10 protein-coding genes are annotated in these 11,001 nt (G+C 70.3%); 8 read left to right on the top strand and 2 right to left on the bottom strand.

Annotated elements, in window-relative coordinates; all coding sequences use genetic code 11:
• The 3 genes from ACIRDX_RS16350 to ACIRDX_RS16360 form a co-directional block, all read left to right on the top strand.
• Positions 1–1,201: RNA polymerase sigma factor (locus ACIRDX_RS16350; RefSeq protein ID WP_396626506.1), on the top strand; the 1,201-nt coding region annotated here is incomplete at its 5' end.
• A 44-nt stretch (positions 1,202–1,245) separates the two neighbouring features.
• Complete coding sequence (locus tag ACIRDX_RS16355; protein WP_396626507.1) at positions 1,246–2,907, top strand: tetratricopeptide repeat protein; 1,662 nt, start codon at positions 1,246–1,248, stop codon at positions 2,905–2,907.
• Positions 2,908–3,087: 180 nt separating this feature from the next.
• Positions 3,088–3,456: a DoxX family protein gene (locus ACIRDX_RS16360; protein ID WP_396626508.1), complete on the top strand. Its 369-nt coding sequence runs from the start codon at positions 3,088–3,090 to the stop codon at positions 3,454–3,456.
• A 95-nt stretch (positions 3,457–3,551) separates the two neighbouring features.
• On the opposite strand, the gene ACIRDX_RS16365 is transcribed toward ACIRDX_RS16360, so the two are convergent.
• Entirely contained in the window at positions 3,552–3,905 is a 354-nt protein-coding gene (locus ACIRDX_RS16365) for a DoxX family protein (RefSeq protein WP_396626509.1), read from the bottom strand.
• A 155-nt stretch (positions 3,906–4,060) separates the two neighbouring features.
• On the opposite strand from ACIRDX_RS16365, the gene ACIRDX_RS16370 reads away from it, so the two are divergent.
• Together ACIRDX_RS16370 and ACIRDX_RS16375 are read left to right on the top strand one after the other, a co-directional pair.
• Entirely contained in the window at positions 4,061–6,169 is a 2,109-nt protein-coding gene (locus ACIRDX_RS16370) for an adenylate/guanylate cyclase domain-containing protein (protein WP_396626510.1), read from the top strand.
• A complete protein-coding gene (locus ACIRDX_RS16375) occupies positions 6,166–7,602 on the top strand; it encodes a mechanosensitive ion channel domain-containing protein (protein WP_396626511.1) in 1,437 nt (478 codons plus the stop codon). Before ACIRDX_RS16370 ends, ACIRDX_RS16375 begins: the two co-directional genes overlap by 4 nt.
• Here the strand turns inward: ACIRDX_RS16375 and ACIRDX_RS16380 are convergent.
• Positions 7,599–8,327, bottom strand: a complete 729-nt coding sequence (locus ACIRDX_RS16380; RefSeq protein WP_396626512.1) for a Crp/Fnr family transcriptional regulator — start codon at positions 8,325–8,327, stop codon at positions 7,599–7,601. The genes ACIRDX_RS16375 and ACIRDX_RS16380 overlap by 4 nt on opposite strands.
• Before the next feature lie 114 nt (positions 8,328–8,441).
• Between ACIRDX_RS16380 and ACIRDX_RS16385 the strand changes: the two genes are divergently transcribed.
• From ACIRDX_RS16385 to ACIRDX_RS16395, 3 genes are all read left to right on the top strand, one after another.
• A complete protein-coding gene (locus ACIRDX_RS16385) occupies positions 8,442–10,439 on the top strand; it encodes a DUF3604 domain-containing protein (RefSeq protein ID WP_396626513.1) in 1,998 nt (665 codons plus the stop codon).
• A 40-nt stretch (positions 10,440–10,479) separates the two neighbouring features.
• The gene (locus ACIRDX_RS16390) at positions 10,480–10,632 is read left to right on the top strand and encodes a hypothetical protein (RefSeq protein WP_396626514.1); all 153 of its coding nucleotides are present in this window, start codon (positions 10,480–10,482) and stop codon (positions 10,630–10,632) included.
• Between the two features lie 13 nt (positions 10,633–10,645).
• A partial coding sequence (locus tag ACIRDX_RS16395) for an aminopeptidase P N-terminal domain-containing protein (RefSeq protein ID WP_396626515.1) occupies positions 10,646–11,001 on the top strand: 356 nt, incomplete at its 3' end.

Genomic DNA, 11,001 nt, shown 5'->3' on the forward strand with positions numbered 1-11,001 from the left:
CGACGAGTACGGCCGTGCGGTGGCCGTCCTCGCGCGGCGCCTCGGCGACATCACGCTCGCCGAGGACGCCGTGCAGGACGCCTTCGTGCTGGCCGTCGAGCGCTGGACGCTCGCCGGTGCGCCGCCCAGTCCGGCCGGCTGGATCATCACGACGGCACAGCGGCGCGCCATCGACCGGCTGCGTCGGGAGGCGAGCCGCGAGGCGCGTCATGACGAGGCCGTCCGGCAGATGCACCTCCTGCAACCCGACGACGGGGCCACGGCGGCCGTGCCGGACGACCGCCTCGGCCTCATGTTCGCGTGCTGCCATCCGGCGCTCGGGCTGCCGGCGCAGGTCGCACTCGCGCTGCGCCTCCTCGGCGGGCTGACGACCGCGGAGGTTGCCCGCGCGTTCCTCGTGCCGGAGCCGACGATGGCGCAGCGGCTCGTCAGGGCAAAGGCGAAGATCCGCGATGCGCGCATCCCGTTCCGCGTGCCTGAGCAGGACGACCTGCCGGCGCGGCTCGCGGGCGTGCTCGCGGTGCTGTACCTGATCTTCAACGAAGGGTACAGCGCGAGCAGCGGCGGCGACGTCATCCGCGTCGAACTGTGTGCCGAGGCGATTCGCCTGGCGCGCCTGGTGGCCGACCTGCTCCCGGCCGAGCAGGAGGCGAGGGGCCTGCTCGCGTTGATGCTGCTGATCGAAGCGCGTCGCGAGGCCCGCACCGATGCCGAAGGCGATCCCGTGCGGCTCGCGGACCAGGACCGCACGCGGTGGAACCGCGCGCTCATCGCCGAGGGGCAGTCGCTGGTGCGCGGGTGTCTGGCAGAGAATCGGCCGGGACCGTACCAGGTGCAGGCGGCGATCCAGGCTGTGCACGCCGACGCCGCCCGGGCCGGCGCGACCGACTGGCCGCAGATCGTCGCGCTGTACGACCACCTGCTCGCCCTGACCGCGACGCCCACCGTCGCCCTGCACCGTGCGGTGGCGGTGGCCGAGGTCGCCGGAGCCGCAGCGGGCCTCGCGCTGGTGGAGCCGCTGGCCGCCGACCTCGCCCACACGCACCTGTACCACGCCGTGCGCGCCGACCTGCTTGGTCGGTTGGGGTGTCGCCGCGCCGCCGCCGAGGCCTATGCCGCCGCCGCCGGATTGGCCTCCAATGGGCGCGAGCGCGACTGGCTGTCGCGCCGCCACGCGGAGATGGGCGGCGGAGGAGGGTGACGTCGGCGTCGCACTTCGGTGCGACGCGCGGCTAAGCTATCGCCATGGACCTCCGACCGGGTGTGGCGCTGCGCGCCGGATTGTGTGTGGCGCTGCTGAGCGTGGCGGTGTTGGCGGGCGCACAGGAGCAGACGCAGGGTCACGCGGGGCATGCCGCGCCGGCCGCGGCGAGTCGGCCGACCGCCGCGCCGGGCGAGCTGCCGGACCTGGTGAAGAAGCCGATACCGCTGATGACCAAGGCGCTCGGGCCGTACACCCGCGCCATCTCGACGAAGGTGCCCGAGGCGCAGGCCTTCTTCACGCAGGGCATGCAGATGATGTTCGCCTTCGCCAAGGCCGACGCCATCCGCTCCTTCCGCGCCGCGTGGGCCGCCGACCCCGACTGCGCCATCTGCCACTGGGGCGAAGCCTGGGCGTGGGGCTCGTACCTCAACGAGAAGATGGATGCCGAGGACGCGCCCTTCGCCTACGCCGCGTCACGCAAGGCGCTCGAGCTGAAGGGCAAGGCGAGCCCGGTCGAGCGCGCCTACATCGACGCGTTGGCCGTCCGCTACGTGAAGGACTTCGACCCCGAGAAGCGCACGGAGCAGGACCAGGCGTACGCCGAGGCCATGCGCCGCCTGTCGGAGCTGTACCCGGACGACCTCGACGCGCGCACGCTGTACGCCGACGCGCTCTTCCTGCTCGAGCCGCGCCGCGGGCGCCGCGACGTCGACGCGCCGAACATCGTGCGGCTGCACGGGGTGCTCGAGGGCATCCTCGCCCGCGACCCGAAGCACCCCGGCGCGTGCCACCTGTACGTGCACGCCACCGAATCGACGGTGCGTCCCGAGAAGGCGGAGTTCTGCGCCGAGTACCTCGGCAAGGCGATCCCCGGGGCGAGCCACATCAACCACATGCCGTCGCACACGTGGAACGAGGTCGGGCGCTGGGGCGACTCGGTGCGCGCCAACCTCGACGCGGTGCACTCGGACCTCAAGGCCGACATCGGCGAGGGCTTCGCGATCTACCCGTCGCACAACCTGCACATGCTCGTGTACGCCGCCTCGATGGACGGGCAGGGCGCGATCGCGACGACCGCCGGCCGCGACTACGTGAAGCGCGCGCGGGGCGACACGACGTACCAGGTGCTCACGCTCATCCGGTTCGGCCGCTTCGACGAGGTCCTCGAGGTGAAGGCGCGTCCCGATCGGCCGGTACCGGCAGGCATGTGGGACTTCGCCCAGGGCTACGCCTACCTCCGCACCGGTCAGGCAGACATGGCGAAGGTGTACCTCGGTCGCGTCCGCAAGGGCGCCGAGACGCCGAAGGCCGAGTTCCGCGATCATCCCGCCAGTCGCCTGCTCGGCCTGGTCGGCGACCTGCTGGAAGGCGAGATCCTGCGCGACGAGCAGCAGCTCGATGCTGCGATCGCGAAGTTCGAGTCGGCAGTGGCGCAGGACGATGCGCTCGAGTACGACGAACCGGAGCCGCTGCCGTTCCCGGCGCGCCACTGGCTCGGCGCGGCCCTGATCGAGGCGAAGCGGTTCGCCGACGCCGAGCGCGTCTACCGCGAGGACCTCAAGCAGCACCCGCGCAACGGCTGGTCGCTGCTCGGCCTGAAGCAGGCCATCGAAGGACAGGGGCGCACCGACGCCGAGGTCGACGCGGCGCTCGAGAAGGCCTGGGCGCGCGCCGACACGTGGACGCGCAGTTCGCGCTTCTGAGGCCGCCGGGGCGACGTCGGCACCCTCGCCACCGTGCCCGTCAGGAGGGGCGCGGTCCGGCGGGGCTGACGTCGCGGGCGAACCTCGGCGCCCGATCGACGCGTCTCAACGGCATCCATCCGGACGATTCGTTCGCATGTGCTTGCGCGTCTATCGAGGGGTAGGCGCCGGAGACCAGAGATGCCCCTGTCGATCACCCACCTGCTCCAGATTCTCGTCGGCCTCGGCCTGTTGAACGTGTGGCTGCTGCGTCGCCAGTCGGCGACGCCGTATCGCGGCGGCGCCTCGCGCACGCTGCAGCAGGAGTTCGAGGCGTACGGCCTGCCCGCCGCGGCCTTCTACGTGGTCGGCGCGCTCAAGATCACGGCGGCGGTGGTGCTGCTCGCGGGCCCGTGGGTGGCGCTGCCCGTCCGCCCGGCGGCGCTCGTGGTGCTCGCCCTGATGGTCGGCGCCATCGCCATGCACATCAAGGTCGGCGACCCGATCATGAAGTCGGTGCCGGCCGCCCTGATGCTCGCGATGTGCTGCGGCATCGTCGCATTGCAGTAGGGGACTTTGCCCTTCCGCCTTCCGCCTTCCGCCTTCCGTCATTCCCGGCATGGCGGCATCGCGGCATTCCCTCCGTACCCGGTACCCGGTCCCCCCTACGCGCCGTGCGTGAGGGCGTACCAGGCCACGAACGCGTTCATGGCCAGCAGCACCAGGGCGGGCAGGGTCTGGGCCAGCGAGTCGAGCACGCGGATGCGGGTCGCCACGCCGGCCCCCATCAGCAGGGCCAGGCCGGCGGCACTCGCCGCCACCAGTGACGGCGACAGGACCCATCCCACCAGCAGGCCGACGGCTCCGAGCACTTCCAGCGAACCGGTGAGCACCCGGAGTCGGCCCATGCCGAAGCGTTCGAAGTCGCGCTTCATGCCGTCGAAAGCCAGGCACGCGGTGCCATAGGCCAGGAAGGCGGCGGCGGACAGGACGAGGGCGACCTCGAAGGCGAGGGTCACGGAGTGGCACGCATCCCGCCATCGTATCGTGTCCGCAGCCTGGCCTCCTGGCGGACTCTCGGCCAGACCTGACCTTGGACTAGTTCGCCTGGCCGGGGCGAACCGGCATGATCGAACCGGCCCGGCGTCCGGGCCCGCTGTTCACACGAGCCCTCATGTCCCTCCGATCCCTCAGCGTCCAGTCGAAGCTGCTCCTCGCCTTCACCCTGCTCACGCTGCTGGGCATCGCGCTCGTGTCGTGGACCGCCTACAGCACCGCGCGGTCGAGCCTGCTCGCCTCGATCGAACGTCAGTTGGTGGGCCTGCAGCGGTCCAAGGCCGGCATCGTCCGCAGCATGCTCACTGCCACGCGCAACGAGGTGCTGACGCTGTCGGGGAGCGACGACGTGAGCGGCACGGCGCGTGTGCTCACGCAGGCGTATCGCGAACTCGCCACCGTGAAGGTGACGCCGGAGATGAAGGCGGCGGTGCGCGAGTTCTACGCGAAGGAGTTCGAGCCGGCGCTCGCCGCGAGAACGAAGCTGGCGCCGCAGGCGGGTGCGTTGGTGCCGACGACCGAGGCCGGCTGGTACCTGCACTACCACTACCTCGTGAACGGCGGGCGCCCGTACGGGCCGCGTCGCCGACTCACATCGACGACCGACACCAGCGCCTTCGCTGCCGCCCTGCAGACTGCGCAGCAGGTGCTCGGCCCGTCCATCGAGCGGCTCGGGCTCGAGAACGTGCTGCTGGTCGATCCCGTCTCGCTCGAGGTCATCTTCAGCTACGACCAGTCCAGCATCTTCGGGACCCAACTGGAGGAGGGGCCGTACTCGGGCAGCGGCGTGGCCAACCTGGCGCGCATCCTGAAGAACTCGCAGGACGAGGACGACTACAAGCTCGCCGACTTCGAGGCCTACCGGCCGGCGCTCGGCGCCCCGAAGGCGTTCATCGCCAGCCCCGTGTTCGATGGCCCCACCAAGGTGGCCATCATGGTCGTCCGCTTCCCGATCGAGCCCGTCGCGAAGGCCCTGTCCAACGACAAGGGCTGGGAACTCGAGGGCCTCGGCAAGACCGGTGAGGCGTACCTCGTGGGGCCCGACCTGACGATGCGCATGGAGTCGCGCTTCCTGGTCGAGGACAAGGAGAACTTCCTGCGGTCGCTGGGCACCTCGAAACTCACGGAACGGTCGGTCGAGGAGGTGCGTCGGCTCGGGACGACGATCCTGACCGTGCCGGTCAAGCACGAGGGGGCGCGGGAGGGCTTCAACGGCCACAGCGGGTTCATCCGGGCCGAGGACTACCGCGGCGAGCCGGTGTTTGCGGCCTACGGTCCCGTGGACCTCGACTCGCTGCGGTGGGTGGTGCTGGCCGAGATGGACACGCGCGAAGCCCTGGCGCCGCTGCGCTCGCTCGGGTGGCGCATCCTGGCGGTGGGTGCCGGCCTGTCGTTGCTCTCCTCGCTGCTGGCGCTCGGCCTGGCGTCGATCATGACGCGGCCGATCGCGGCACTGGTTGAGGCCGCGCGGCAGGTCAGCACGGGCAACCTCGAGACGCGCGTGCAGGTCAATGCCCACGACGAGTTCCGGGCGCTGGGCGAGGCCTTCAACGACATGGTGCGCAACCTCGCGACCAGCCGCCAGGCGCTCGACGCGCAGGTGCAGGCCAACGAGAAGCTGCTCCTCAGCCTCTTGCCAGCCTCGGGGGCGGCGCAGGTGCGCGGCGGGCACGACGGCCCGCAGTCGTTTGCCGACGTCACGGTGGCCTACGCGCGGTTGTCGGGATTCGATCAGCTCTCGCGCAAGCTCGGCGAGGACCAGTCGATGACGCTGCTCAGCGACGTCGTGGCGGCCTTCGACGAGGCGGCCGAGCAGCATGGGGTCGAGAAGGTGCGCACGATCGGGTCGTCGTACCTGGCGGCTTCGGGCCTCTCGGTCGAGCGGCCTGACCACACCGCGCGCGTCGTCGACTTCGCCCGCGAGGTCGTGCGCATCGTGCGCCGGTTCAACGCCGAGCGCGGCACGGCGCTGTCGATCGAGGTGGCCATCAACGCCGGCCCGGTGGTGGGCGGCCTCGTCGGCCGCCGCAAGTTCATCTACGACCTCTGGGGCGACACCGTGCGACTCGCCCGCGACATCGAGGAGCAGGGCGCTGGCGCCGTCGTGGTCACGCGCACCGTGTACGACCGTGTGCGCGACGTCGTGCCCTTCGGCGCGGCCCGCACGCAGGACGTGCGCGGCATGGGCGCCGTCGAGCTCTTCCCGGTGGCCGAGGACGTGGCATGAGCGAGTTCCTGGCGGAACTGGGGCCGCAGTGGCGCTGGGCGCTCGGGCTGGCCATCGGCTTCCCGGCGGCGCTCCTGGTGCTCAACGAACTGGCGTTCGCCTGGATGCGCGCCGGCCGGCCGACCGCCTCGTCGGTGCGGTTCGTGCGGTCGTGGGTGGTGCCGGCCCTCGCGCTCGTCCTCTTCCTCCGCAATGCGGTGGGCCTCGGTGCGGCCGACCTGTGGGTGCGGCTCGCCACCACGCTCTTCTGGGTGTCGGTCGTCCTCGCGGTGCTCGGCGCGCTGAACACGATCATCTTCGAGCAGGCCGAGGCCGGCAGCTGGCAGGCGCGCGTGCCCAAGCTGCTGCGCGACCTCGTGCGGCTGCTGCTGGTGGCCACGGCGGGCGCGCTGGTGTTCTCGTTCGTGTGGGACAAGGACCTCAGCGGCGCGCTGGCCGCCGTCGGCGTCACGTCGATCGTGGTGGGCCTCGCGTTGCAGGAGCCGCTCGGCAACCTCTTTTCGGGCTTGATGCTGCTGCTCGAGCGGCCGTTCGAGGTGGGCGACACGGTGGAGGTGGCGGGCGCCTCGGGCGAGGTGAAGGAAGTGAACTGGCGGTCCGCGCACATCAAGTCGGCGCGGGGCGTAGTGCAGATCGTCCCGAACTCGACGCTGAACAAGGAGATCATCTTCAACTTCTCGCGCCCGCGTCCGGTGCGTATGGAGGAGGTCGAGGTCGGCTTCAGCTACGACCATCCGCCCAACGTGGTGAAGGAGGCCCTGCTCGAAGTGGCGCACGGCACGCCCGGGGTGCTGCAGCAGCCGCCGCCCATCGCCGCGACCTTCGCGTATGGCGACTCGGCCATCACGTACCGGCTGATCTATCGCACCACCGAGGAGGACCGCTGGCCGGTCCGCAACGAGGTGGTCACCCGCATCTGGTACGTGGCCAAGCGCCGCGGCCTCACCATCCCGTACCCCATCGTCAACCACGTCAACTTCGATGCCGGGCAGCCGTTCGGTGCGCCCTCGGCCACCGCCTCGGAGCGGCTGCGCGAGTTCGCGCGCATGCCCGAGCTGAAGACCGATGCCGGCGAGGTGCGGGCCCTCAGCTTCGGGCGCCACGAGGTGGTCTTCGAGGAGGGCACCGACCTGCACGGCGTGTACCTGCTCGTGCAGGGTGCGGTGTCGCTGCAGGTGCGCATCGACGGCGAGTCGCGGCCGATCGGCTCGGTCGCTGCGGGCGAGTACTTCGGCGAGCAGGGCATGTACGGCGTGCAACCCGCGGAGATGCGCGCGGTGGCACTGCGCGACTGCGAAGTGCTGTGGATGTCGCCCGAGACGGTGCGTACGCTGTTCGAGGCGAGCCCGCGGCTGGCGCGCGAGTCGGGCCAGGTGCTCGAGGTGCGCCGGCGCGCCATGCAGGCCGCACGGCAGGCCGCGCGCCGCGACTAGGCGTCGACCTGCGGGCGCGTCGTACGAGCGCTCGCCGCCTGTGCCAGTCTGGACGGGTCAGGCACCACCACCTGGCCCTTGCCCAGCGTGATCAGTCCGGCGGCTTCCAGGTCCTTCAGGCGCGGGTTCACCTGCTGCCGCGCCAGCCCGACCATCTCGCCGAGCTCCGCCTGCGTCATCGCCAGCGTGATCGGCCCTGCAGACAGCCCGAGGTCCTGCATGCGGCGCTGCGCCAGGAGCGCGAGGCGCGTCGGCACGACAACGTCCGGGGCCATGCGGCGACCCTCGGCTTCGAGCTTGAACATCACCTCCGAGTACTCGTGGCAGACGGCGTTGACCGAGGTCTCGAGAATGGGGTGCTGCCGTGCCAGCCGGAGGAAGTCAGGCCGGCCGAGTTGCAGCACCCGCGCCGACGTCCTGGCCGTCGCACTGATGCTGGTGGGGATGCCCAGCACCGAAAACTGGCCGAACCAGAAGCCCGGCTCGGCGATGTGGACGAGGGCGGTGGTCTGCTCGTCGACGTGACGCGTGAGCGTCACCGACCCGTCGAGCACGGCGGTCAGTCCACGCCCCTCGTCCCCCTGCAGTTGGATGACCTGCCTGGCCTGGAATGTCCGCAGATGCGCCGCCGCGAGCACCGCGTGCTGCGTCTCGGCCGGAAGGCCGCCGAACCAGGCGCCGCGCTTCAGGAAGGCGGCCGCGCTCGATGAGTTCCCGAAGGGCACGTGGCGAGATCGTGGCGGGTGTGTCGTGCGCCCGCAGCTTACACCATGAGCTAGACGAACTGTCTGACTTCAGACACACCGGCGCGAGGAGCACATGCAGAATCCGGATCACCCATGACCTCACCCCTCGTCGTCCGGCTGACACTCGCGTCGGTCACCCTGTTCGCCATCGCGTGCGGTGGTGCGTCATCAACTCCTGGCACGTCGTCGCCCACGGCCCCGGCCGAGCGACTCGGTGGCGCCGACACCGGAGCGGGAACGCTCTCGGCTGATGCGGCCGAGATTCGTCCCGTCGATCCCTCGACGTTCCACAAGGAGCCGGGGTACTCGCCCTACGCGGGCCGCCGCTATCCCGAGCGGCCGTACTTCGGCGACCAGCACGTGCACACGTCGTGGTCGGCCGATGCGGGCGGCTCCGGCACGACGCTCGGCCCCGAGGAGGCGCTGCGGTTCGCGCGTGGCGAGGAGGTGGTGTCCACCAGTGGCCAACCGGTGAAGCTCGCGACGCCCCTGGACTGGATCGCCGTGTCAGATCACTCCGACGGCATGGGCGTGATCGCCGAGATCAAGGGCGGCAATCCGGAGATGATGGCCGACCCCACCGTGAAGAAGTGGCACGACATGTTCGCCAAGGGTGGCAAGGACGCGCTCGCCGCCGTGATGGAACTGATCGCGGCGCAGTCGAACAAGAAGCTGCCGCCCGTGATCATGGACCCCAAGTTCGCGGTGTCGGTGTGGGGGAAGAACACGACGCTCGCCGAGAAGTACAACGAGCCGGGCCGCTTCACCGCGTTCATCGGCTACGAGTGGACCTCCAACGCCGGCGGCGGAGACAACCTGCACCGCAACGTCATCTATCGCGATGGCAAGTCGCGGGCCGACATGGTGCTGCCCTTCACGACGTTCCAGAGCGAGGATCCGGAGGACCTGTGGAAGTGGATGCAGGCCTGGGAGACCAAGACCGGCGGCCAGTTGCTTGCCATTCCGCACAACGGCAACCTGTCCAATGGCCGGATGTTCGCGCTCACGACCTTCAGCGGTGGCTCCATGACGAGGCAGTGGGCCGAGATGCGCCAGAAGTACGAGCCCCTGTTCGAGGTGCAGCAGATGAAGGGCCAGAGCGAGGCGCATCCCTCGCTCTCGACGACCGATGAGTTCATCACCGGTTACGAGCTGTGGGATCGCGGCAACCTGATTCTCGCGCCGAAGAAGGACGGCATGTTCCAGTACGAGTACCTGCGTCAGGGGCTGAAGAATGGCCTGAAGGTGGAGCAGGAGATCGGCGCCAACCCCTTCAAGTACGGCATGGCGGGCGGTACCGATACGCACAACGGGCTCACGGCTGCCGAAGAGGACAACTTCTTCGCGAAGTTCCCGTCTGCCGAACCGCGGCCCGACCGCTGGGACGAGGCGGCGATGAAGTTCGGTGATCGCCAGATCAAGGGCTGGGAGATGAGCGCGGCCGGCTACATGGCCGTGTGGGCGACCGGCAACACGCGCGAGGAACTCTGGGACGCGATGAAGCGCAAGGAGACCTATGCGACGAGCGGCCCGCGCATGGTCGTGCGCTTCTTCGGCGGCTGGGACTTCACCAAGGACGATGTCTCCCGCGCGCCGGCCGTCGCCGGGTACGCCAAGGGCGTGCCGATGGGCGCCGACCTGCCCGCCGTGCCTGCCGCCGGTCGCAAGCCGACGTTCCTCGTCGCCGCCCTGAAGGACCCGCGGAGTGGCAACCTCGATCGCGTGCAGGTGGTGAAGGGCTGGGTCGACAAGGCCGGCATGGTGCAGGAGAAGATCTTCGACGTGGCCTGGGGCGACGCCGACCGTCGGCGCATCGTGAAGGGCAAGCTGACGCCTGTCGGCAACACCGTGGACGTGGCGCGCGCGACCTGGACCAACAGCATCGGCGACCCCGAGCTGATCACGGTCTGGACCGATCCGGAGTTCGATCCGGCCGTGCGGGCGTTCTACTACGTCCGCGTGCTCGAGATTCCCACGCCGCGCTGGACGGCCTACGACGCGGCCTACTTCAAGGTGAAGATGGCCCCCAACGTCCCGATGACGACGCAGGAGCGGGCCTACACGTCGCCCATCTGGTACACGCCGAAGTAGCGGCTGTCACCTCCGGGCCGTCCGCTGTATCTTTCCCGGCATGTGTCAGCGGGTCACGTGCGAGCAGTGCGGCAAGCCGTCGTGGGTGGGGTGCGGGAAGCACGTCGAGCAGGTGCTCGGCGACGTGCCGCCGAAGGATAGGTGCCAGTGCCCGCCGCCCAAGTCGTTGCTCGACCGGATCCTCGGGCGCTGAAGGGTAGGGCCGGGTGTCCCACCCGGCCGCTGTCGTGCGAACGGCGCGGTGGGACACCGCGCCCTACCTCAACGCGGCCGCCTGGACGACGGCAGGCGGCAGTGCGGCATGGGCGGCCTGGTGCGTGCGCGGTACCATCCTCGCCATGAGCATGGCCGCGGCGCGCGTGGTGGTGACGGCAGTGGTGACGGTCCTCGTCGGGGCCGTGTCGGCGATCGCAGGTCCGCGCCAGGACGACCTGACGGCGCGACGGGCCCGCCTGATGGAACGACTCGGCCCCGACGCCGTCGCCATCGTCTGGAGCGCGCCCGAGCGGGTGTACTCCCTCGACGTCGACTACGAGTACCGGCAGGACAGCCACCTGCTGTA

The organism is Luteitalea sp., assembly GCF_044337415.1.
GTDB lineage: Bacteria > Acidobacteriota > Vicinamibacteria > Vicinamibacterales > Vicinamibacteraceae > Luteitalea.

Excerpts from the sequence above, each read along its gene's own strand:
- ACIRDX_RS16370 (WP_396626510.1), top strand. The coding sequence starts at position 4,061 with ATGTCCCTCCGATCCCTCAGCGTCCAGTCGAAGCTGCTCCTCGCCTTC.
- ACIRDX_RS16360 (WP_396626508.1), top strand. The coding sequence starts at position 3,088 with ATGCCCCTGTCGATCACCCACCTGCTCCAGATTCTCGTCGGCCTCGGC.
- ACIRDX_RS16390 (WP_396626514.1), top strand. The coding sequence starts at position 10,480 with ATGTGTCAGCGGGTCACGTGCGAGCAGTGCGGCAAGCCGTCGTGGGTG.
- ACIRDX_RS16375 (WP_396626511.1), top strand. The coding sequence starts at position 6,166 with ATGAGCGAGTTCCTGGCGGAACTGGGGCCGCAGTGGCGCTGGGCGCTC.
- ACIRDX_RS16385 (WP_396626513.1), top strand. The coding sequence starts at position 8,442 with ATGACCTCACCCCTCGTCGTCCGGCTGACACTCGCGTCGGTCACCCTG.
- ACIRDX_RS16355 (WP_396626507.1), top strand. The coding sequence starts at position 1,246 with ATGGACCTCCGACCGGGTGTGGCGCTGCGCGCCGGATTGTGTGTGGCG.